The following is a 19794-nucleotide window of genomic DNA, read 5'->3' as shown; positions in this document are numbered from 1 at the left end:
GTGGTTTTAGCGGCCTGTTGAACGGAGGATGGGGGGATCTCACGGAAAGGCATAGCCGCAGCTCTGGGCCACGGCCAAGGGGACCTCCATGCGGCAGGTGACCTGGGGGTCCACCATCTGGCACACCCGCACGTCGCCGGCAATGCTGAGGACCATACCGGCGTCGTGCTCCTCCAGGCCCACCCGGCGGAAGAGGAAGTCCCGCATCCGCAGTGTGGCGTCGGCGGCGGCGTCGTTCAGCGTGGGGGCGGAGGAGATGGTCATGAAGGCCCGCTCTGTGACCAGGAAGGGGGTGGGGAGGGGGCAGTCTTTCAGGACGGTGACCCGGACGGTGACCTGCCCGGCGATCTCCACCCCGCAGACCACCACTTCGCCGTCTCCCATGGCGGCATGGAGGTCGCCCATGGCCAGAAGCGCCCCCTCCACCGCCACGGGCAGATAGAGGACGGCGCCGGCGCCGATGCGTTTGCAGTCCATGTTGCCGCCGTGGGGGCCGGGGGTGCCGGTGGGGACGGCGCCCTCCGCCGGAGCGGTGCCGATGACGCCGATCATGGGACAGATGGGAAAGGAGAGCTTCTCATTGAGGACGGCCCGGCCCTCGCGGATGGGGAGGAGCCGGGTGGCCTCCTCCTCTCTCCTTTCGGGACAATGATTTGGTTGTTTCTCAGCTTACCACTTATCCAGCTCGAAAGCCTCGGGGTCGGCTCCATAACCGCCTGCATAAGAGATATATTTCTGTTTTCCGCTGGTGCGAACGATAGCTTTTGATGAGTTATAGATTTTCTCATCATTCAGCTCCCCAATGTCAAACTCAATAATATGGGAGTCCGAATTACTCCGGCAAACCATCATTCGACCATCATACCAGCGGATGGCGCTGGGATATTGGGCTCCGCCGTACTCATAAATAGTCTGGAGCATAACGTCTTTCAGAGCCATATAGGCATCCTGGGACTTGGTGGGGAAAATCTCATCCAGAACACTCTTCACCACCTGGCGGCCAGCAGGCTTAAAGGCGGAGTTGTCAATGAGACCATCTCCGATGGGAGACCGTTCGTACATAGTTACGAAGAGCATCTTACCCGACATAGTCTCCCGGACCTCGATTTCAATGGTGCCGCAGGTCTTGTCTTTATACTGGAGAACCATACCCAAAGCGCCCTGTGTCTCTTCCCACTTATCGCTGGCCTTGAAGGCGGCATAAATCTCGTCGATGGTGCGGCCTTCGGTCACAGGTTTCGCCACTTCGGCAGCCTGTGTCCAGCCGGCCCGAACCAGCATGGTGACGCCCTGGGCGCGGCTCAGGATGGTCTTGGGCGCAAACTCCAGCTGATCGTTGATGCCGACGGTGAGGCCCTGCTGGTATGCCTTCAGAATGGCAGGCTGGAACTTGACATCAATGCTGGCGTAGTCGGGAATGTCGGTGGCGGTCATCTGGGGGTTGGCCTTCCCCTCGGCTTCGGGGCCCTTACCCAGGCCGGTCATCAGCATGTAGTATGCCAGCTCACGGGTGACGGGCACGGAGTAGTTCTCCTTGTTGATAGCGCCGTAGTTGGGCAGGCACTTGAGGGTGTTCAGGCAGTAGTCCACAGCGCCGTAGGCCCAGTAGCCGTCCTTGGAGGACTGGGGGTATCCCTTGGCTGCGCAGATGATGGTACACATCTGGTCGATGTTGAAGGGGTCCTCGGGCCCAAACTTGCCGCCGCCGTAGCCGGCGACCAGACCGCCCTCCGCCATCTCGTTGATGAAGCCGACTGCCCAGTGGCTGTCGGGGACATCGGTGAACACCGGTGCGGCGGCATAGGCCGAAGGGGCAGAGAACAGGGCGAAAGCAGCCAATGTGAGCGTCAGGCACAGGAAAGCCATGCGTTTTTTCATACTTCTCCCTCTTTTGTGTGGATTTTGGTCGGAAACTAAAACAAGCATACCTGAAAGCGCCGCAAAATGCAAGGCAGATCAACCGTTCCCTGTGGAATTACAGCAGGAACGAAGGCAAACAGGGAAACTTGCGGAAAAAACGAGACCCGAACTCATCCCCCATCGGGGATAAGTTCGGGTCTCGTTGCTTTGGTGGAGACAACAGAACTCGAATCTGTGACCTCTCGCGTGTGAGGCGAGCGCTCTACCAGCTGAGCTATGCCTCCATATTGGGAGACGTTGGTGACGCGTACGGGAATCGAACCCGTGTTACCGCCGTGAAAGGGCGGTGTCTTAGCCGCTTGACCAACGCGCCATGCGGTGCAGCATCTGCTGCATGGTAGCGGCACCTGGATTTGAACCGGGGACAACTCGGGTATGAACCGAGTGCTCTAGCCAACTGAGCTATGCCGCCATATCGACCCTTCGTGAACAGGGCAAGGATTAGTATACCGGATATGCCGCCGGTTGTCAACTAAAATATCAAATTTTCTTGAAAAATTTTTGCGGGGCGGGGTCAGTCGATCTTGTAGCCCACGCCCCACACGGTCTTGATAAACCGGGGGTCCCGGCTGGGCTCCCCCATCTTCTCCCGCAGACGGCGGATGTGGACCATGACGGTGTTGTTCCGGTCCAGGTACTTCTCCCCCCAGACGGTCTCAAAGAGCCGCTCCGCCGAGATGACCTGCCCCCGGTTGGAGCAGAGCATCCAGAGGATGTCGAACTCGATGGGGGTGAGGTTCAGCTCCCTGTCGTAGAGGGTACACTGGTGGGTGCCCCGGTCGATGACCAGACCGTTGAAGTCGATGACGTCGCCGCCCGGCCCCTTCTCCTGGGCGCTGTTGTAGCGGGTGTACCGCCGGAGCTGGGCCTTCACCCGGGCCACCAGCTCCAGGGGGTTGAAGGGCTTGGTGATGTAGTCGTCGGCGCCGATGGTGAGACCGGTGATCTTGTCCATGTCGGAGGTCCGGGCGGTGAGCATGAGCACCGGAAAGCGGTGCTCCCGCCGCAGCTCGCCGCACAGGTCGAAGCCCGACTTGTCGGGCAGCATCACGTCCAGGATGGCCAGATCCATGGGCTGCTGCTCCAGGGCGGCCAGGGCCTCCCCGGCGGTGCCGCAGGTGTGGACGATAAAGCCCTCGCTGCGCAGGTAGACCTCCACCAGGTCAGCGATCTCCGGCTCGTCGTCCACCACCAGGATATGGATGTCCATGTCGTCTCCTCCTCTGCCGCTTCTCTGGCTATGATTATAGCCGCTCCCGGCGGGGAAAGTCAACGGCTGGGGGAAAACGTAAGAAAAACATCACAAAGCCGGCCTTAGAACAGCCAGGACAGCAGCCAGGAGGCGGCAAAGGCCCCGGCGGCGGGGAGCAGGTTTTCCAGCTGGAAGGGGCGGTCCAGCAGGCCCTTGACCAGCAGTACGATGCCGGCCAGCCGCAGCACCCAGGGCAGCAGACTGAACAGCAGCGCCAGGGGCAGACCGATGAGGGTGAGGACCAGGGCGGCGGCCACGCTGAACAGGACCACGCCGACCAGACAGACCAGCGTCAGGGCAAACAGGGTAAACAAAGTGGGTCCCTCCTTTTTCTGTTTCTGTTCCAAGCATACCACCCGTCCCTGAAAGGCGGGGGCGAAGAAAGATGAAAATTGGATTAAAAACTTCATGCGCCAAGCGGTCTGGACCGGGGCGGCGGCGGGCACAATAGAGGGGACATGAGACAAGGAGGGCCCGATATGGAGCGAAGGGAAGGGAAAAACAGCCGGCGGCTGCGCCGCTGGGAGGGGGCGCTGATGGCGGGACTGGCCATCGCGCTGCTGACGGGTGTGTGGCTGGACCGGGAGCAGGCCGCCCTGGCGGAGCAGGTGGTCCGTCTCCATGTGGTGGCCAACTCGGACAGCGCCGCCGACCAGGCGTTGAAGCTGCGGGTCCGGGACCGGGTTCTGGAGCGGGCGGCGGCGGTCTGCGCCCACACCCGCACCGCCCGGGAGGCGTCCGAGGCCCTCCGCCGGGCCCTGCCGGAGCTGGAGGCGGCGGCAGAGGAGGCGGTGGCCCTGGCGGGGGTCTCCTGCCCCGTGACCGCCTCCCTGGCCGACGATGTGTGGTTCCCCACCAAGACCTACGACGGCTTTGCCCTCCCCCAGGGGCGGTATACCGCCCTGCGGGTGACTTTGGGAGAGGGACAGGGCCGAAACTGGTGGTGCGTGGTCTTTCCGCCCCTGTGCCAGAGCGCCGGCCTGGAGGCCCAACCCGCCCTGGCCGCCCTGGGCGAGGAGGAGGCCGCCCTTCTCACCGGAGAGAGCGAGGGCTATGTCATCAAATTCAAGGCCATGGAGCTCTGGGAGGGCTTCCGCCGGTGGGCGGAGGGGGCGTGACGGCAGGTGCGGCTCACCTTCCCCCGCCCACGTTCCAGTGGATGCTGCCGGTGCCCAGACCGTAGTCCCCCGCCGGCACCTCCCCCACGCCGGGGATGGTCACCGTGGGCACTGTGGAGGTCCCCACCTGTCCGGGCCGCTGACCGGGCAGGTAGAAGGTGATGAACTTGAGGGAGAAGATGTCGCAGACCATGAAGGTCTGGGTGCCGGGCTCATAGAGAGTGAGGTAACTCCGGCCCACGGAGTAGAGGATGCCTTCCTTTTTCATCATGGCCTGGAGCCCCACCAGAAACTCGCAGGCTACATAGCCGCCCAGATTGTCGGAGAGGATCTGCTGGAGGGAGCCCCGCATGGCGTCGGTGTTGAAGTTTTCCTCCGGCGGGGTCACCAGTCCGCCGGAGCTCTGGGCATGGTCCATGGCAATGTTGCGGACAGCGTCGGGATAAAATTGGCTCATAGGGTGCCTCCTTGCTAAGTATCGGCGTAGGCGGGGGTGGGATTGTAGAAGCAGTGGTTGCCGATGCGCACCACGAACTCCCCCACCCTGGAGGGAAAGTTCTGCCGGCAGTCGGGGCGGAAGGGGTTGAAGTACCACAGGGCGAAGCCCAGGTTGGTCAGCCGGTTCCCTGCGATGGCCCACTGGGCGATCTCGTAGTGGATGGGCTCCACCGACATGTTGTAGATGTTCTGGGCGTTGTACCGCCCCCCGATGGTCTCCCGGGCACAGTCGAACTGGCCCGGCTGGTAGATGGCCGCCCGGATGGTGGGGGCCAGGCGGCCATACTCCCCGTAATCCACCTGGACCCGGTTCATCACCACGCAGGCCACCCCCTTCATGCCCTGTTCCCCCTCGCCCCCGGCTTCGCATTGGATGATGCGGGCCAGAAGCTCCAGATCTGTCATGGTATTCCTCCCAACACGGCGTCAGGCGGCGTCCTGTCCCAGCTGGTCCAGGAACCGCAGCAGGGCGGCCAGCATCACCAGCACAGAGGCCGCCAGATTGGTCCGGGCGGAGCCCTCCGCCAACCGGTCCCCCCTGGTCTGCTCCGCCGCCCGGAGGGCCAGGCAGAGAAAGAAGCCCAGGGGACCGAGGAGGATGGCCCCGGCCAGTAGCCGGAGCCGCCGGACCTGCGCCTGGAGCGCCTGGGCGCCGCCCTCGTCTCCGTCCAGGGCCAGGCGGACCCCGTCCCTCTGGAGGGCTGTGGCCCGGTAGGACAGCAGCACCGACCCGATCACCGCCAGTATAAAGCCCAGGGAGTCGTCCAGCGTCCGCGCCTCCCCCGCCAGAATGGTCTCATCCATCTCCCGGTCACCGTCCTTCTCCCCGTGCTGTTCCCATTCTATACCGGAGAAGGGGGAAGGGTGCCTGTCCCTCGTCCACGCAAAGTCCGCGCCGATACGGCTCACGCTGCGATGTACAGCGGGCCGATGGGGACATCGGCCCCTACGCCAACGTTATGGCTATTTTGTAGGGTCGGCATATATGCCGCTCGCCGCACCGAGGACAAGCCGCGTCTTGTGGGGCGCGGCTTCCCAGACGCGCCCGTGGCGTAGTCTTCTGTTCCCGTCATTCTGAGGCCGCAGGCCGAAGAATCCGTATTCTCGCCCCCAGCATCACAGGGAAGGACGGGAGAAACGGGTCCTTCGCTGACACTCAGGACGACACGAGGAAAGGGGTGGGGCGTCCCTGCGTCGTCCACGCAAAATCCGCGCCGATACGAAGCCGTGTCTTGTGGGGCGCGGCTTCCCAGACGCGCCCGTGACGCAGTCTTCTGTTCCCGTCATTCTGAGGCCGCAGGCCGAAGAATCCGTATTCTCGCCCCCAGCGCCACAGGGAAGGACGGGAAAAACGGGTCCTTCGCTGACGCTCAGGACGACGCAGGGCTCACGCCGCAGAGGTCTCCAGTTCCCGCTGGGCCTCCCACTCGCTGTCCGCCGAAAAGAGGAAGCGCCCGGACCCGTCGTAGACCTCAATGTGTCCCCTCACCCAACGCATGCTGTATTCCATCTGTTCCAGCTCCTTTCCGCTTCTGTTGCTGTACCCCAAGGATACCAGATAGAAAGTCCAATAAAACGGACTTTTACTGTGGAGCCACAAAAAAGCGCGCCCCCATACCGGTATGTCAGACCGGTATGGGGGCGCAGTGCGGTTGTGGGCGGTCAGGGGTCTCAGAAGATGGAACCCACGGCGGTCATGCCCTGGTCCAGGTCGGCCCGGTAGTCCGGGTCCTCGGGGCGGAGGCTGTTGATGACCACGCCGTCGCTGCCGTTTCGGGCGGTGGAGTGGAGATACTTCCCCTCCCCCAGGTACATGGCCACATGGCCGGGGAAAAAGAGGAGGTCGCCGGGCTGCATGTCGGCCCGGGGGATCTCATGGACGGGAAAACCCTCCACGATGCCGGCGTCCCGGTAGATGACCACCCCGTTGAGAAGGTAACTCATGGACACCAGCCCGGAGCAGTCGATGCCCATGGGGGTCTTGCCGCCCCAGCGGTAGTGGGCGCCCTGATAGGTGAGGGCGGTCTCCACCACGGCCTTCCGCAGCTGCTCCGGGTCGTCAAACCGGGGCTTTTCATAATATTCACCCAGGAAACTACATTTCGTATAGCCCTCCCGGCCATCGGGCAGCTCCACCCGGAGCCAGCCGTCGGCGTTGGGCTCCCCCACCGGGGAGAGGATGGCCCCCCGGGTGAGGGTGGCCAGAGGGAAACAGGTGACGGCGGGGCCGGCAAGGACGTCGCAGATGCCCTTGAGGACCACCTTCTTGGGGCGCTCGGCCCAGCGCCGGACCAGGTGGTCGCCGGCGAGGACGTGCTCAGCCTGGAGGTAGCCCTCGTAGCGGTAGGGGGCCCGGGCCAGATACCAGCCGGGGCGGACCTCCTCCAGCAGCTCCACCACCATGCCGGCGAGGACCTCGTCGGCCCGCTCACACTGGAGCTGGGGGCGGCTCATGAGGGGACAGACGGGTTCGATGACAATGGCGTTCATATGGTGTCAGCCTCCTGAACAGAATGACGGCGCAGGGGCGCCGTAGGTGTTGTAAATGGCCTGGGCCAGCCGGCCAATGAACATTTTCTGCCGCTTGTCCCCCTCGGGGCTGGGGCCGTCCCAGGTGAAGATGCCCAGGAACCAGTTGCCCCCGGGCTGGAAGAAGACGCCGGCGTCGTGGCTCAGGTAGTCCAGGCCGCCGGTCTTGTGGGCAAAGTCCACGGGGTAGGGGATGTAGCGCAGGATGTCGTCCATGGACCGCTGGCGACGGAGCATGTCCAGGGCCACGGCGGTGAGGGACTCGTTCAGGAGCTCCCCCCGGCACAGCTTGCGGTAGAGGGCGAACTGGTCGGCGGCGGAGGTGTAGTTGTTCCGCCCGGCGGCGATGGCGTCCCAGTCCAGCATCTTCCGCTGGCAGACCGTGTGCCGGAGGCCCAGCACGTCCCGGGCGTAGGCGTTGACGGCGTCATAGCCCACGGCGGAGAGGACCCGGTTGGTGGCGGTGTTGTCGCTCTCCACGATCATCCAGTAGAGAAGCTCCCAGAGGGTGCGCCGGGTGGGGCCATACTCAAAGACTTGGGAGTCCTCCAGCAGCACCTCGGCGGGCAGGTCCAGGGTCTGGTCCAGGGCCAGCCGGCCCTGCCGCACCTCCTCCAGGGCGGCCAGGAGGACCGGCACCTTGATGGTGGAGGCCGATACCACTTGGGTATCCGGCTCCAGGGCCCAGAGGACCTTACCGCTCTCCACCTCGCCCACCAGCACGGCGGTCTTGCAGGGGAAGGCGGCGATCTCCGCCTTCAGAAATTGGTCCAGTTCTTGTTCTGTCATTGGGGCAGTACCTCCAATCGTCCGGTGTCGGCGTCCATGGCGGCCATGGCGCCCAGGGGCAGGGACAGGGTGGGCAGGGTGTGGCCGCAGGAGAGGCCGGAGAGGACCGGCTTGCCTGCGGGGACGATGAGCTCCCGGAAGACCACCTCCAGGGTGAGGGAGCGTTCCGGGTCCTCGGGGGGACAGTCGGTCCACTCCCCCAGGATTACCCCGGCGCAGTCCCGGAATTTACCGGCGTTCCGCAGCTGGGTGAGCATGCCGTCAATGCGGTAGACCTTCTCCCCCACGTCCTCCAGGAAGAGGAGCTTCCCCCTAGTGTCGATCTCCCAGGGGGTGCCCAGGGAGGCGGCCAGGAGGGAGAGGTTGCCGCCGCACAGACGGCCTGTGGCGCTGCCCGGAGCCAGGGGGACCAGGGGCTGCCCGGCGGGGTTCTCCACGGGCCCGGACAGGGGCCCAAAGAGGCAGCGCCGCAGCTGGGACAGGGTGACTTCGTCCACCGGCTCATAGTAGTCGGAGGCGGGCATGGGGGCGTGGAAGGTGACAAAGCCGCAGCTCTGTTGGAAGGCGGTGTGGAGGGCAGTGACGTCGCTGTACCCCACAAAGGGCTTGGGCCGCCGGGCGATGGCGTCCAGGTCCAGCAGGGGGAGGATGCGGTGGGCACCGTAGCCGCCCCGGAGGCAGAGCACTCCGGCGATGGTGTCGTCGGCGAAGGCGTCCTGGAGGTCTTTGGCCCGCTGGGCGTCGTCGGCGGCGAGGTAGCCGTGGCGGCTGGCGGCGTAGCAGGAGGGATAGGGCGTCGGCACCAGGCCCAGGGCCTTTACGGCGTCCAGGGCGGCGGGGAGCCGCCGTGGGTCGGCGGCGGAGCTGGTGTTCACCAGGGCCACCCGTGCGCCGGGGTAGAGGGGATTGGGAAGGATCATGTTCTTATCACATCCAATGTCTGGCGGGATGGGGCTCACAGCCGGGCCCGGTAGGCGTCCAGCTCCCGGCGGGAGCCCTGGACGAAGTGGCCGGGCTCCACCTCCTCCCACAGGGGAGGATTTTCCGGGGAATAGCCGTGGCAGGCGGGGTCATAGACCTCCAGGACCTTTTTCCGCTCGGAGATGGGGTCGGGCTGGGGGATGGCTGAGAGGAGGGCCCGGGTGTAGGGGTGGAGTGGGTGGGCGAAGAGCTGCTCGCTCTCGGCCAGCTCCACGATGCGGCCCTTGTGGATGACGGCGATGCGCTCGCAGATGAAGCGGACCACCGAGAGGTCGTGGGCGATAAAGAGGTAGGTAAGCCCCCGCTCCTTCTGGAGCTTGGAGAGGAGGTTGAGCACCTGGGCCCGGATGGACACGTCCAGGGCGGAGATGGGCTCGTCGGCGATGATGAACTCCGGCTCCATCACCAGGGCCCGGGCGATGCCGATGCGCTGGCGCTGGCCGCCGGAAAACTCGTGGGGGAAGCGGTCGGCGAACTCGGGCAGGAGCCCCACATCGCTGAGGGCCTGGGCCACCTTCTCCCGGCGCTGCTGGTCAGTGAGGTGGCTGCCGTTGGAGTAGAGCCCCTCAGAGACGATGTAGTCCACCTTGGCCCGCTCGTTGAGGGAGGCCATGGGGTCCTGGAAGATCATCTGGATCTTCCGGGTGACCTCCCGGTCCTTGGCCCGGGAGATGGGGCCGTTGATCTTCTCTCCATGGAACAGGACGTCTCCCCCGGCGGTGGGGTTGATGCGGATGATGGCCCGGCCAATGGTGGTCTTGCCCGAGCCAGACTCCCCCACCAGGCCGAAGGTCTCCCCTTTATAGATGTGGAAGGAGACCTTGTCCACCGCAGTGAAGGGGTTGCGCTTTTTGCCGAAGGTGACCGACAGGTCCTTGACCTCCAGCAGGATCTCGCGGTTGTCAGCCATGGCGGTTCACCCCCTGTTCACGAAGCTGCAAAATATGTGCGGGCGGGTCCACCTTGGGGGCCCTGGGGTCCAGAAGCCAGGTCCGGGCCTTGTGGGTGGGCGAGACCTGGAAGAAGGGCGGGCGCTCCACAAAGTCGATCTTCAGCGCCTGGGGATTCCGGGGGGCGAAGGCGTCCCCCCGGACCTCGTGGAAGAGGTTGGGCGGGGTGCCCTGGATGGAGTAGAGGGGCTCCCCCTTGACGCCCAGCTGGGGCAGGGAGGACAACAGGGCCCAGGTGTAGGGGTGGCGGGGGTCGTAGAAGACCTCGTCGCAGGCGCCCGTCTCCACGATGTCGCCGGCGTACATGACGGCGATGCGGTCAGCCACGTTGGCCACCACCCCCAGGTCGTGGGTGATGTAGATGGTGGTGAGGTCGTACTTTTTCTGCATGGCCTTGATGAGCTCCAGGATCTGGGCCTGGATGGTCACGTCCAGGGCGGTGGTGGGCTCGTCACAGATGAGGATCTTGGGCCGGCAGGCGATGGCGATGGCGATGACCACCCGCTGGCGCATGCCGCCGGAGAACTCGTGGGGGTACTGCTTGGCCCGCTTTTCCGGCTGGTCGATGCCCACGTCGGCCAGGCAGGAGAGGACCGCCTGATGGGCCGCCTCCCCCTTGAGGCCCTGGTGGAGGACCACCGCCTCCTCGATCTGCTTGCCGATGGTCTTGAGAGGGTTGAGGGAGGTCATGGGGTCCTGGAGGACCATGGCGATCTCCCTGCCCCGGATGGTGAGCCATTCCTTCTCGGAGCGGAACTGGGCCAGATCCTGGCCGCCGTAAAGAATGTGTCCGCCGTCCAGGTAGCCGTTGGCGTCCAGCAGACCCATAAAGGTCTTGACGAACACGGATTTGCCCGAGCCGGACTCCCCCACGATGGCCAGGGACTCCCCCTTGTATACGTCCAGGGAGACCCCCCGGATGGCGTGGAGCACCTGGCCCCGGAGGGTGAATTTCACGTCCAGGTCCTGGACGGAGAGGATGACGTTGTTTTCCATAGTCGCGCTCCCTCCCTCAGACATGGTTCTTGGGGTCGGCGGCGTCGGCGAAGGCGTTGCCGATGATATAGAAGGAAATGGTGATCACAGCCAGCACCGCCACGGGGAAGTAGAGCTGGTAGCGCAGGGTGGGAATGGTCATCAGCTCCCGGCCGGTCTCGATGAGGTTGCCCAGGGAGGGGGTGTCCAGGGGGAGACCGATGCCGATGTAGGTGACGAAGACCTCGTTGCCGATGGCGGCGGGGATGGCCAGGGCCATGCGCATGGTGATGACGCTGACCAGATAGGGCAGCAGATTTTTGAAGATGATGCGCCGGGTGGGGGTGCCCAGGCACCGGGAGGCCAGGTTGTAATCCCGATCCCGGATGATGATGATCTGGTTGCGGATGAACCGGGCCATACCCAGCCAGCCCGTCAGGCACAGGGCAAAGATGATGGTGTCCACGCCGGGGTTCATGATGTAGGAGATGAGGATGAGCAGCAGGGTCTGGGGGATGTTGTCAAAGATGTTGTAGAGCTCGGTGAAGAAGAAGTCAAGCTGCCGCACATAGCCCCACAGCACCCCCATGAGGATGCCCAGCACGGCCTCCACGCAGGCCACGGTGAAGCCGATGAACAGGCTGGTCCGGGTGCCCGACCAGATGCGGGACCAGACGTCCTGACCGATGTTGTTGGTGCCGAAGAGGAAGCCCTCCTCGCCGGGGGAGAGGTTGGAGAGGGTCCGGCCGGACTCGTTGTAGTTGATGACCAGGGGGTCCCGCTGGTTGGGCAGGTAGGGCTGGAGGAAGGTGAAGGCCAGGGTGGCCACCATGATGAGCAGGAAGAAGACGGCCACCTTGTTTTTGAGGAAGGCCCGCACGGTGGCCCCCCAGTAGGAGTAGTTGGAGTAGCCGCCCCGCTCGGCGGCGGAGGCGTCAAACCCGGCGAAGGAGAAGCGTTCCTCGTCGGTCATCTCTTCGGCGGACAGCTGGTCCTCCAGACGGGTGTTCAGCGCGTCGCCCAGCTGTTCGGTCTTGTGATTGCGGTAGGATTTCATCAGCGGGAGCCCTCCTTCCGGGTAAAGCTGATGCGGGGGTCCAGCACGGCCATAAGGATATCGCCGAAGAGCAGACCCAGGATGGAGATGGCGGCGTAGATGAGTACCAGGGCCTGCACCATGGTGTTGTCCTGCCGCTTGATGACGGTGACCAGCAGCCCGCCCATGCCGGGGATGGAGTAGAGCGACTCCACATACAGCGAGCCCATGAGGGTGAAGAGGATGGAGTTGGGGATGTACTGGATGAGGGGGACCATGGCGTTGCGGAAGACATGCCGGCGGGAGATGGCGCTTCCGGGCAGACCCTTGGCCCGGGCCAGGCGGATGTAGTCCTTGTTGGACTCATCCACCATGTACCGGCGCAGCCACATGGCATAGTAAGCGATGTTGCCGATGGACAGGGAGAGGATGGGCAGGATGTAGCTGCGCGGGTCGTTTTGGGAGAAGAGCATGGGCAGCTTCAGCGGACCCTGGGAGCCGGCGAACTGGATGAGGATGTGGTAGGCCGCCGACGGCACCGCCTGGATGATGACGATGAAGATGGTGCCGAACTTGTCCCACAGTTTCCAGCGGGTCCGGGTGCTCCGGGCCATCAGCACGCCCAGCGGGAGCCCCAAAGCCAGGGCGATGGTGAGGGAGATGAGGCCCATGCGCAGGGAGATGGGCATTTTCTCGGCCACGATCTCGTTGATGGACACGCCCTTGCGGTAGATGTTGGAGGTGCCCAGGTCGCCGGTGGAGAGCTGCTTGAGGAAATTCCACAGCTGCTTGGGCAGCGGGTCCTTCAGGCCCAGCTGGGTGAGGCGCACCTCGATCTGGGTCTCGCTGAGCTTGTCGTAATTTTCAAAATAACCCTCGACGGGCATGAGCCGCAGCAGGGAAAAGACCACGACAATGATGATGAGCATGGTGATTATGGATCGTAAAATACGCTTGAGGATATATTTTGCCACAGAAACGACCTCCTTGTTGGGCGAAGCCCATACATCCAGGTCCCGGTGGGGCCCGGATGTATGGGTTTCGCAGCGACGCGGGCAGGATGGTCTGTTGCAGACCATCCTGCCGGTCGCATCAGGCCCCCGTCCGCCGGTCAGACGGACGGGGCGTGGGACGGGTGGATCACTGGGCGGCGGCGGCCAGGGCGGCGTCGCGCTCTTCCAGCCAGGTCTGGTAGGCGGCCTCGAACTCCTCCATACCCATGGACTTCTCCATCAGGTGCTGGCCCTTGTACCGCTGGGTGGCGAAGCCGAAGGCGGCATAGGGACCTTCAAAGACGTTGAGCTTGGAGAAGGAGTAGGTGCGTTGAGAGGTGTGCATGGGGATGGCGAAGGCGTGGTCGAGCAGCACGGCCTCGGCCTGGGCGATGGTCTCGTAACGCTCCTCCTCATCGGTGGCAGTCAGGCCCTTGGCGATGAGGTCCAGGTACTGCTGGTAGTAGCCCTGGGTCTCGGGGTCCTCACTCTTGAAGATGAAGCTGTAAGTGGAGCCGGTGCCGAAGGGGTCCACCACGAAGGAGGAGGCGTCGGCGTAGTCGGCGCCCCAGTTGCACTTCATGAGGCCGTAGTCGCCGGTGCGGCGGACGGCGGCCAGGAAGCCGGTGTCGGGGCCGGCCTCCACGATGATGTCGATGTAGTCGGCGCCCAGCAGGTTCTCCATCTGCTGCTCCACCAGCTGGCACTCCTCGGCCCAGTTGGTGGTGGTGGGGTTGTAGCGCATGTAGACCTTCACGGGGAAGGTGCAGCCCTCGGCGGAGAGCTCCTCCATGGCCTTGGCCTTGTACTCCAGGGCCAGGTCGGCGTTGAAGCTGTCGCCGTCGGTGTACTTGTCCAGGCCGCCGTAGTAGGCGTAATCCTTGGAGGCGGAGGCGAAGGACAGGGGGGTGATGGTGTTGCTCAGCAGGGCCTCGGGCTCCTCGGAGTCATAGACCTGCATGGCGTTGACCCGGTCCAGGCCGTGGAGGATGGACTGCCGGAAGTTCTCGTTGTTGACGGCGATGGTCCAGTTCTCCGGCTCGTACTCGGCGTCAAAGTTGGCGTTGAAGTTGAAGAGGTACCAGTAGGAGTAGTCCACGTTCAGCCGGGAGGGGTGGATCTGGTCGCTGTAATCCTTCAGCAGGGAGCCGAGCAGGTTGGCGCTGATCTCGGCGTAGTCCACCTCGCCCTGGAGGTACATGGTGGTGGAGAGGGTGGACGCCTCGGCGTTGTAGGTCTCGCGGATCTCGTCGATGAAGACGTTGTCCTTGTCCCAATAGGAGGCGTTCTTGCTCATCACCCGCTCCTCCTGGGGCTTGAAGGAGGACAGGCGGAAGGGCCCGCAGTAGAGCAGGGTGTCGGCGTTGGTGCCGAAGGTGTCCCCGCACTGGGCCAGGAACTCGCCGTTGACGGGCATGAAGGCCGACCAGCACAGCATGGACAGGAAGTAGGAGCAGGGGGCGTCCAGGGTGAAGACCAGGGTGTAGTCGTCGGTGGCCTTCACGCCGATGTCCTCGGGGGCCACGGCGGGCACTTCCTCGATGACATTGCCGTCGGCGTCCAGCTTGGCGGGATTGCCGTTTTCGTCGGTACCGTCGGTGGCGGTCTCCAGGGCCAGCTGATAGGCGGTGTAGTTATAGTAGTTGGCGGCGTTGGTCACCTGGGCGACCTCCCAGTTGTACTCGCTGCTGGAGTCGTTGTGGGCGTCCAGGATGTAGTGGGCGGCGGTCACCCAGTCGTGGGCGGTGACGTCGGCCACCTCAGCGCCGGCGGCGTCCACCCACTTCACGCCCTGGCGGATGTGGAAGGTCCACTGGGTGTAGTCCTCGTTGTGCTCCCAGCTTTCCGCCAGGGAGGGCTGGACCACGCCGTAGCGGTCGTACTCGATGAGGGTGTCCACCACGTTGGCGGGGATGACCAGGTTGTTGAGGGTGGTGGTGACCAGATAGTTCATGGTCTCAACTTCGCTGGAATAGAGGGTGCGGTAGACGGCGGGGCCGTCGCCATCGCCGGTGGGGGCGCCGCTGCTCTGGGTACCGCCGCCGCCGCAGGCGGCCAGGCTCAGGACCATGGCGCCGGTCAGCAGGAGGGCCGTCCATCGTGTGGTTCTTTTCATGCGTTCTCCTTCTTTCCACTTGAATTTGGGGCGGGCTCGCCGCCTGGGGACCATCAAAAGCCGCGCATGCGGCGCTGATGCGGGAATGGGGGAGTCACTGCCAGTCGGCGCAGGGGATGTTCTCCACGCCGATGCCGGGGTCGTCCGTCATGCGGATGACGGCCTCGTCGAAGACCGGTCCGCCGGCGAAGGGGTCCTGGGCGCACAGAGAGGGGCCGTCCAGGTCGCACCGGGTGATGACGCTCCGGCCCGCCGCCAGATGGGCGGCGGCGGCCACCGAGAGCCGGGACTCCAGCATGCAGCCGATCATGCACTCCACGCCGTAGATCTCGGCCACGTCGCAGATTTTCAGGGCCTGCCAGATGCCGCCGGTCTTCATGAGCTTGATGTTGATGAGGTCGGCCGCCCCCCGGCGGATGAGCTCCACCGCGTCGGCGGGGGAAAAGACCGACTCGTCGGCCAGGATGGGGGTCTGCACCTGGCTGGTGACATAGACCATGCCCTCCAGGTCGTGGGCGGGGACGGGCTGCTCCACCAGGTCGATGTCCAGCCCCCTGTCCTCCATGGCGGAGATAATGGCCACCGCCTCCTTGGCCTGCCAGCCCTGGTTGGCGTCCACCCGGAGCTTCACATCGGGGCCCACAGCCTCCCGGATGGCGGCCATCCGGTCCACATCGGCCCTGGGGTCTCTGCCCACCTTGATCTTCAAAGTGCGGTAGCCGCGCCCCACGGCCTCCAGGCTGTCGCGGACCATCTCCTCCACAGGATTGACCGAGATGGTAAGGTCGGTCTCCAGCTCCCGCCGGGCGCCGCCGAGGGCCCGCCACACGGGGATGCCGTACCTCTTGCCCCAGAGGTCATAGACCGCCATGTCCACCGCCGCCTTGGCGGAGGTGTTCTTCACCATGCAGCTTTGGAGCCGGTTCATCACCCCGTCCAGGTCCTCCACCTCCATCCCCACCAGGGCGGGGCGGATGAAGTCCCGGACGGCGCACTCGATGGAGCCGATGGTGTCGCCGGTGATGACGGCGGTGGGCGGCGCCTCGCCGTAGCCCACCCGGCCGTCGTCGGCCACCACCATCACCACCACATCCTCCAGATGGGTGACGGTGCGCAAGGCGGTTTTGAAGGGATGGCGCAGCGGCAGCGAGATGCGCCCGACACGAATATCCTGAATCACCATGGGTCATGCCCCCTGAAATAAAATTTCAATATTTCTGAAGTTATTCGTTTCAAAAATTTCGTTTGCTTTGAAACTTCACTTAGGTGAATTGTACCATGACTTGACCGGCTTGTAAAGAGAAAACCTGATGCCCTCTCTCCGAGCCCCGGGGAGGGCGACGCCTGATTATGAAGGTTCGGGCGGGGCAAGTTGCATTTTTGAACGGCCCGGCTGAGATGCGGCAGGCCGCCGGGCGCAGAAAAGTCCTTTTTTTGGGACTGTTGATCTGGTAGAATAAAAGAGAGCACATGAGAAAGGGGGCGGCGCCCATGCCCAGGGGCGGAGGTCAGAAGCAGAAGCTGCTGGTGCTCCGGGCGCTCCTTTTGGAGCGCACCGACGAGGACCATCCCATGTCCATCCGGGCCATCATCGAGGCCCTGGAGGCCCGCGGCATCCCGGCGGAGCGCAAGAGCATCTATGACGATATGGAGGCCCTCCGGCAGCAGGGGCTGGACGTTCAGAGCCGGAAGGGGAACGATCCGGGGTGGTTTGTGGGCGAGCGGGCCTTCCAGCTGCCGGAGCTCAAGCTGCTGGTGGACGCGGTGCAGTCCTGCAAATTTATCACCAAGCGCAAGAGCGACGACCTCATCCGAAAGCTGGAGGGCCTGACCAGCATCCACCAGGCCCGGCAGCTCCAGCGGCAGGTCTACGTGGAGCGGCGGGCGAAGACCATGAACGAGAGCGTCTATTACTCCATCGACAAGCTCCACACGGCCCTGGCCGCAGGGAAGGCGGTGACCTTCCGGTACTTTGACTACGACGTACACAAGGAAAAGGTCTTCCGCCGGAACGGGCGGCGGTATACCGTCTTCCCCCACGGCCTCATCTGGAACAGCGAGAACTACTATCTGGTGGGCTGGGATGGGGCCAAAAAGGAGGTGCGCCACTACCGGGTGGACAAGATGGCCGAGCTGGCCGTCACCTGCCTGAAGCTGGAAAAGGGAGAGGACCTGGAGCGGGCCACCTTTGACATGGCGGCCTACGCCGCCAAGCACTTCGGCATGTTCAGCGGCAGGGAGGGCCGGGTCCGGCTCCGGTGCGTCAACGCCATGGTGGGGGTCATGCTGGACCGGTTCGGCCAGGACGTGATCCTGGTGCCAGATGGCCCTGACCACTTCACCATTACCGTGGAGGCGGTGGTCTCCCCCCAGTTTTTTGGATGGCTGTTCGGCCTGGGCAGCGGGGTGACGCTCACCGCTCCGGACTGGGCGGTGACGGCCTACCGGGACCAGCTCCGGGCCGCCCTGACCCAGAGCTGAGGGGAAAATTGTGGGGGCGCTCCCGGATGGGAGCGCCCCCACAGCTTTTTGAAAGAACCCGGCAGGCGGGAACGCCTACCGGGCCGCGCGGAGCTCCTCCGGCCAGTACCACTGGCGGCTGCCGTCGGAGAAGAGGACCCGGAACAGGCCGCTCTCCCCCCGTTCGATGACCTTTCCCTCCGGGGCGGTCACCAGACGGCACCCCACCGGGGTCCTGCCTTGGACCACCACCCGGCTCAAAAGGCCGATGGCGTCTGGTTCCAGCTCTGCTGTGTGCATGGGCGCAGCTCCTTTCCGCAGGGACCTTCTTCCACAGCTTATGTGTAAAAGTCCGTCCACATGCAGAAAACCGGGTTCGTCCCGCCGATTTTTCGGCGGGACGGACCCGGTTTTTTCCACAATTCCCGTTTCTCTGTGCAGGCTCAGTCTGCGCTCCACTCCAGCACGGCGCCGGTGGCGGCGTCGATCTCGAAGTCATACTCGGCATAGCCCACCCGGTACTCGCCCTCGTAGACGGCCCGACCGTCGTCCCAGTCCAGCTTGAACTCCTGGAAGGTGCCGGAGGCAGAGCCGGCCCGGTCCTTGACGATGGACTTGGCCTTGCTCTCGCTGATGAGGTCGTCCTTGTCGTCAGAGGGAGCGTAGTGCTCGGCGTCAAAGTCATAGCTGAGGATCTTGCCGGTAACGGCGTCGATGTCGTAGTCGTACTCCTTGTTCCCGGCGTGGAACTCTACCTCATAGATGGCCCGGCCGTCGTCCCAGTCCAGCTCCACATGGTCGAAGGTGGCGGCGCTGGAGGAGACGTCGGCGTGGTCCAGGGCGATGGACTTGGCCTTGGCCGCGCCAATGTAGTCGTCGGTGCTGTCGGAGGGGATGGTGAAGCCCTCAATATCGAAATCCACGTCCAGGATCTTGCCGGTGACGGCGTTGATCTCGTAGTCGTACTCCTTCTTCCCGGCATAGAACTCCACCTCATACCGGGCCTGACCGTCGTCCCGGTCCAACTCCACCCGGACGAAGGCCACGTCGCTGTAAGTGAGGCCGGCGTGGTCCAGGGCGATCTCCTTGGCCCGGGCCTTGCCGATGTAGTCGCCGGCGCTGTCGTCCACGCTACCGGTGAGGGTGACGGTGTGGGTCTTGCCGTTCCAGTCCACGTCCATGCCCAGGGCGTTGGCCACCGCCCGGACGGGGAGGTAGGTGGTGCCGTCGATGGTGAAGGGCTCCACCACGTTGCCGTTGCCGTCCCGGGGGGTGACGGTCTCTCCGTTGATGACCAGCTTGATGTCGGAGTAGTCCACCTGGACGTTGCGGCTGCCGGTGGCGGCCAGAGCGGGCACGGCCATGGCGGCCACGGCGGTCACCACCAGGGCGCCGGCCAGCATGTCTTTCCATCTCTTCTGATTTTTCATTGTCGTTTCCTCCTTATAATAAAACAATGTGATGTTGGTGCTTCTGCGAGGACTTGGTCCTTGTCCCTTTCTGTCTCTATAACGGGTGGGGCTCCGGTTTTATCGCAGGGAGGAAAAAATTTTTTTGAAAAATATTTTTGGGCGCGCCAAGCGATACCGGACTCCCTCAGTCGCCTGTGGCGACAGCTCCCTCAGAGAGGGAGCCAGAAAAACCTTCCCCCTCCCAGGGGGAAGGTGGCATTTGCGAAGCAAATGACGGATGAGGGTGGGCATCAGGCGTGGTTTAGCGCGTCTGGGAAGCCGCACCCCGCAAATCAAACGGTACCATGTGGGCGAGGGTGGGGTTCAGACGTTCCGCCGCAAAAAAGAGGCCCGCCCATCGGGCGAGCCTTGAACTGAACCAGTAAAAACGGACAGTGACAAAATACCCCCTGATGTAGGAAAATAGACTACATCAGGGGGTATCGTTATGCGGAATCGAAATTACACACTGGTTCAGGGGCTGCTGCCGGAAATCAAAGTCATGCTGTCAGAGGGGAAAACGCAGCGGGAAGTGGCAGAGCTCTTTGGGTTTCAGGATAAGTATGTGGTAAAGCAGCTGCTGGTACGAGAGCGCAGGAAAGAACGAAAGCTGGAGGCAGGGATCGTACCACGCCCCAAGGGCAGGCCGAAGAAAACAGCTGAGCCCAAAGATATTGCGGCAGAGCAGGCCTATGAGATCCAGCGGTTACAGATGGAAAACAAGCTG

22 protein-coding genes and 3 tRNA genes are annotated in these 19794 nt (G+C 63.8%); 3 read left to right on the top strand and 22 right to left on the bottom strand.

The window, feature by feature from the left end; genetic code table 11:
- Window positions 1-39: 39 nt before the first annotated feature.
- The 7 genes from Q0Y09_RS05875 to Q0Y09_RS05845 form a co-directional block, all read right to left on the bottom strand.
- On the bottom strand, window positions 40-552 hold the full coding sequence (locus tag Q0Y09_RS05875; protein WP_297719007.1) for an acetamidase/formamidase family protein: 513 nt from the start codon (window positions 550-552) through the stop codon (window positions 40-42).
- 117 nt (window positions 553-669) lie between these two features.
- Complete coding sequence (locus Q0Y09_RS05870) at window positions 670-1878, bottom strand: S-layer homology domain-containing protein (RefSeq protein WP_297719004.1); 1209 nt, start codon at window positions 1876-1878, stop codon at window positions 670-672.
- A 190-nt stretch (window positions 1879-2068) separates the two neighbouring features.
- Window positions 2069-2144: transfer RNA gene (locus Q0Y09_RS05865), tRNA-Val, on the bottom strand.
- A 14-nt stretch (window positions 2145-2158) separates the two neighbouring features.
- Window positions 2159-2233: transfer RNA gene (locus tag Q0Y09_RS05860), tRNA-Glu, on the bottom strand.
- 22 nt (window positions 2234-2255) lie between these two features.
- Window positions 2256-2332: transfer RNA gene (locus Q0Y09_RS05855), tRNA-Met, on the bottom strand.
- A gap of 102 nt (window positions 2333-2434) precedes the next feature.
- Window positions 2435-3130 carry a VanR-ABDEGLN family response regulator transcription factor gene (gene vanR, locus Q0Y09_RS05850; RefSeq protein WP_297719000.1) on the bottom strand — a complete coding sequence of 232 codons (696 nt, stop codon included), beginning with the start codon at window positions 3128-3130 and terminating at the stop codon, window positions 2435-2437.
- Window positions 3131-3234: 104 nt separating this feature from the next.
- Complete coding sequence (locus tag Q0Y09_RS05845; protein WP_297718996.1) at window positions 3235-3486, bottom strand: phage-shock protein; 252 nt, start codon at window positions 3484-3486, stop codon at window positions 3235-3237.
- Between the two features lie 165 nt (window positions 3487-3651).
- Here Q0Y09_RS05845 and Q0Y09_RS05840 point away from each other — a divergent pair, with 165 nt between their 5' ends.
- A complete protein-coding gene (locus Q0Y09_RS05840) occupies window positions 3652-4290 on the top strand; it encodes a stage II sporulation protein R (protein ID WP_297718993.1) in 639 nt (212 codons plus the stop codon).
- Between the two features lie 13 nt (window positions 4291-4303).
- Here the strand turns inward: Q0Y09_RS05840 and Q0Y09_RS05835 are convergent, their stop codons facing one another.
- From Q0Y09_RS05835 to Q0Y09_RS05775, 13 genes are all read right to left on the bottom strand, one after another.
- Window positions 4304-4747, bottom strand: a complete 444-nt coding sequence (locus Q0Y09_RS05835) for a hypothetical protein (protein ID WP_297718990.1) — start codon at window positions 4745-4747, stop codon at window positions 4304-4306.
- A gap of 14 nt (window positions 4748-4761) precedes the next feature.
- A complete protein-coding gene (locus Q0Y09_RS05830) occupies window positions 4762-5193 on the bottom strand; it encodes a cell wall hydrolase (RefSeq protein ID WP_297718985.1) in 432 nt (143 codons plus the stop codon).
- 21 nt (window positions 5194-5214) lie between these two features.
- Complete coding sequence (locus Q0Y09_RS05825) at window positions 5215-5697, bottom strand: hypothetical protein (RefSeq protein ID WP_297718983.1); 483 nt, start codon at window positions 5695-5697, stop codon at window positions 5215-5217.
- 478 nt (window positions 5698-6175) lie between these two features.
- Window positions 6176-6298 (bottom strand): hypothetical protein, encoded by a 123-nt coding sequence (locus Q0Y09_RS05820; RefSeq protein ID WP_297718980.1) that lies wholly within the window; start codon window positions 6296-6298, stop codon window positions 6176-6178.
- Between the two features lie 161 nt (window positions 6299-6459).
- A complete protein-coding gene (locus Q0Y09_RS05815; protein ID WP_297718977.1) occupies window positions 6460-7278 on the bottom strand; it encodes an SH3 domain-containing C40 family peptidase in 819 nt (272 codons plus the stop codon).
- A 6-nt stretch (window positions 7279-7284) separates the two neighbouring features.
- Complete coding sequence (locus Q0Y09_RS05810) at window positions 7285-8106, bottom strand: serine hydrolase (RefSeq protein WP_297718974.1); 822 nt, start codon at window positions 8104-8106, stop codon at window positions 7285-7287.
- Entirely contained in the window at window positions 8103-9026 is a 924-nt protein-coding gene (locus Q0Y09_RS05805) for an LD-carboxypeptidase (protein WP_297718972.1), read from the bottom strand. Before Q0Y09_RS05805 ends, Q0Y09_RS05810 begins: the two co-directional genes overlap by 4 nt.
- A 35-nt stretch (window positions 9027-9061) precedes the next feature.
- Window positions 9062-9997 (bottom strand): ATP-binding cassette domain-containing protein, encoded by a 936-nt coding sequence (locus Q0Y09_RS05800; protein ID WP_297718969.1) that lies wholly within the window; start codon window positions 9995-9997, stop codon window positions 9062-9064.
- A complete protein-coding gene (locus Q0Y09_RS05795) occupies window positions 9990-11033 on the bottom strand; it encodes an ABC transporter ATP-binding protein (RefSeq protein ID WP_297718965.1) in 1044 nt (347 codons plus the stop codon). Before Q0Y09_RS05795 ends, Q0Y09_RS05800 begins: the two co-directional genes overlap by 8 nt.
- 16 nt (window positions 11034-11049) lie before the next feature.
- The gene (locus Q0Y09_RS05790; protein ID WP_297718962.1) at window positions 11050-12069 is read right to left on the bottom strand and encodes an ABC transporter permease; all 1020 of its coding nucleotides are present in this window, start codon (window positions 12067-12069) and stop codon (window positions 11050-11052) included.
- Window positions 12069-13022 carry an ABC transporter permease gene (locus tag Q0Y09_RS05785; RefSeq protein WP_297718959.1) on the bottom strand — a complete coding sequence of 318 codons (954 nt, stop codon included), beginning with the start codon at window positions 13020-13022 and terminating at the stop codon, window positions 12069-12071. The genes Q0Y09_RS05790 and Q0Y09_RS05785 overlap by 1 nt, the downstream gene beginning before the upstream one ends.
- A 166-nt stretch (window positions 13023-13188) precedes the next feature.
- Window positions 13189-15156, bottom strand: coding sequence for an ABC transporter substrate-binding protein (locus tag Q0Y09_RS05780; RefSeq protein ID WP_297718956.1), 1968 nt, complete (start codon window positions 15154-15156; stop codon window positions 13189-13191).
- A 94-nt stretch (window positions 15157-15250) separates the two neighbouring features.
- Complete coding sequence (locus Q0Y09_RS05775; RefSeq protein WP_297718954.1) at window positions 15251-16339, bottom strand: dipeptide epimerase; 1089 nt, start codon at window positions 16337-16339, stop codon at window positions 15251-15253.
- Window positions 16340-16647: 308 nt separating this feature from the next.
- Here Q0Y09_RS05775 and Q0Y09_RS05770 point away from each other — a divergent pair, with 308 nt between their 5' ends.
- Window positions 16648-17637, top strand: a complete 990-nt coding sequence (locus Q0Y09_RS05770) for a WYL domain-containing protein (RefSeq protein ID WP_297718950.1) — start codon at window positions 16648-16650, stop codon at window positions 17635-17637.
- 75 nt (window positions 17638-17712) lie between these two features.
- Here the strand turns inward: Q0Y09_RS05770 and Q0Y09_RS05765 are convergent, their stop codons facing one another.
- Both Q0Y09_RS05765 and Q0Y09_RS05760 read right to left on the bottom strand, forming a co-directional pair.
- Complete coding sequence (locus Q0Y09_RS05765) at window positions 17713-17916, bottom strand: hypothetical protein (RefSeq protein WP_297718947.1); 204 nt, start codon at window positions 17914-17916, stop codon at window positions 17713-17715.
- Between the two features lie 143 nt (window positions 17917-18059).
- Window positions 18060-19046, bottom strand: coding sequence for a PepSY domain-containing protein (locus Q0Y09_RS05760; protein ID WP_297718944.1), 987 nt, complete (start codon window positions 19044-19046; stop codon window positions 18060-18062).
- Window positions 19047-19515: 469 nt separating this feature from the next.
- Between Q0Y09_RS05760 and Q0Y09_RS05755 the strand changes: the two genes are divergently transcribed.
- Window positions 19516-19794: imidazolonepropionase (locus Q0Y09_RS05755; protein WP_297718941.1), on the top strand; the 279-nt coding region annotated here is incomplete at its 3' end.

This window comes from Intestinimonas sp. (assembly GCF_026169115.1).
GTDB lineage: Bacteria > Bacillota > Clostridia > Oscillospirales > Oscillospiraceae > Intestinimonas.
This window is presented reverse-complemented; position numbering and strand designations above follow the sequence as displayed.

What these genes read in the sequence shown, in the direction of transcription:
- Q0Y09_RS05840 (WP_297718993.1), top strand. Translation starts at nt 3,652, where the DNA reads ATGGAGCGAAGGGAAGGGAAAAACAGCCGGCGGCTGCGCCGCTGGGAG.
- Q0Y09_RS05875 (WP_297719007.1), bottom strand. Translation starts at nt 552, where the DNA reads ATGATCGGCGTCATCGGCACCGCTCCGGCGGAGGGCGCCGTCCCCACC.
- Q0Y09_RS05775 (WP_297718954.1), bottom strand. Translation starts at nt 16,339, where the DNA reads ATGGTGATTCAGGATATTCGTGTCGGGCGCATCTCGCTGCCGCTGCGC.
- Q0Y09_RS05795 (WP_297718965.1), bottom strand. Translation starts at nt 11,033, where the DNA reads ATGGAAAACAACGTCATCCTCTCCGTCCAGGACCTGGACGTGAAATTC.
- Q0Y09_RS05810 (WP_297718974.1), bottom strand. Translation starts at nt 8,106, where the DNA reads ATGACAGAACAAGAACTGGACCAATTTCTGAAGGCGGAGATCGCCGCC.
- Q0Y09_RS05765 (WP_297718947.1), bottom strand. Translation starts at nt 17,916, where the DNA reads ATGCACACAGCAGAGCTGGAACCAGACGCCATCGGCCTTTTGAGCCGG.
- Q0Y09_RS05800 (WP_297718969.1), bottom strand. Translation starts at nt 9,997, where the DNA reads ATGGCTGACAACCGCGAGATCCTGCTGGAGGTCAAGGACCTGTCGGTC.
- Q0Y09_RS05805 (WP_297718972.1), bottom strand. Translation starts at nt 9,026, where the DNA reads ATGATCCTTCCCAATCCCCTCTACCCCGGCGCACGGGTGGCCCTGGTG.
- Q0Y09_RS05770 (WP_297718950.1), top strand. Translation starts at nt 16,648, where the DNA reads ATGCCCAGGGGCGGAGGTCAGAAGCAGAAGCTGCTGGTGCTCCGGGCG.
- Q0Y09_RS05830 (WP_297718985.1), bottom strand. Translation starts at nt 5,193, where the DNA reads ATGACAGATCTGGAGCTTCTGGCCCGCATCATCCAATGCGAAGCCGGG.
- Q0Y09_RS05815 (WP_297718977.1), bottom strand. Translation starts at nt 7,278, where the DNA reads ATGAACGCCATTGTCATCGAACCCGTCTGTCCCCTCATGAGCCGCCCC.
- Q0Y09_RS05820 (WP_297718980.1), bottom strand. Translation starts at nt 6,298, where the DNA reads ATGGAATACAGCATGCGTTGGGTGAGGGGACACATTGAGGTCTACGAC.
- Q0Y09_RS05835 (WP_297718990.1), bottom strand. Translation starts at nt 4,747, where the DNA reads ATGAGCCAATTTTATCCCGACGCTGTCCGCAACATTGCCATGGACCAT.
- Q0Y09_RS05790 (WP_297718962.1), bottom strand. Translation starts at nt 12,069, where the DNA reads ATGAAATCCTACCGCAATCACAAGACCGAACAGCTGGGCGACGCGCTG.
- vanR (WP_297719000.1), bottom strand. Translation starts at nt 3,130, where the DNA reads ATGGACATCCATATCCTGGTGGTGGACGACGAGCCGGAGATCGCTGAC.
- Q0Y09_RS05780 (WP_297718956.1), bottom strand. Translation starts at nt 15,156, where the DNA reads ATGAAAAGAACCACACGATGGACGGCCCTCCTGCTGACCGGCGCCATG.
- Q0Y09_RS05870 (WP_297719004.1), bottom strand. Translation starts at nt 1,878, where the DNA reads ATGAAAAAACGCATGGCTTTCCTGTGCCTGACGCTCACATTGGCTGCT.
- Q0Y09_RS05760 (WP_297718944.1), bottom strand. Translation starts at nt 19,046, where the DNA reads ATGAAAAATCAGAAGAGATGGAAAGACATGCTGGCCGGCGCCCTGGTG.